This is a genomic window from Streptomyces noursei (assembly GCF_001646665.1).
GTDB classification, from domain to species: Bacteria; Actinomycetota; Actinomycetes; order Streptomycetales; family Streptomycetaceae; genus Streptomyces; species Streptomyces lavendulocolor.
In genome coordinates this window covers 1-350 of record NZ_LWBU01000360.1, presented here as the reverse complement: position 1 = coordinate 350, position 350 = coordinate 1, and the positions used below count along the sequence as shown (strand labels likewise).

The 350-nt window shown below is 82.6% G+C and carries 1 pseudogene; it reads right to left on the bottom strand.

What is annotated here, in order from left to right:
- Nucleotides 1-350: pseudogene (locus tag A4V12_RS37695) on the bottom strand (ABC transporter); the annotation flags it as partial.

Here is a 350-nt window from a genome sequence, read left to right as displayed (position 1 = left end):
CGGCCCCCAGGCCCCGCAGTTTGTGCCGCGTGCCCGCCCCGCCCCCCACCCCCCCCGCCGCCCCCCCCCCCGCCCGCGCGGGCGCCGCCCCGCGGTCAAAGAGGTCCCGGCGCGTCCCCGCCCCCCCGCCCGCGCGCAGCCCCCCCGGCGGCCCGCTGTGCACCCCCCCCCCGCCGTGCTCGCCCGCCCGCGGTCCCACGTCCCCCAGCCAGTCGGCCCGCCGCACCACGCCCAGGTGGTGCTCCACCACGAGCACCGAGTTGCCCGCCGCCTTCAGCCGGTCCAGCACCACCAGCAGCGCCTCCGTGTCGGCCGGGTGCAGCCCCGCCGACGGCTCGTCCAGCACGTAC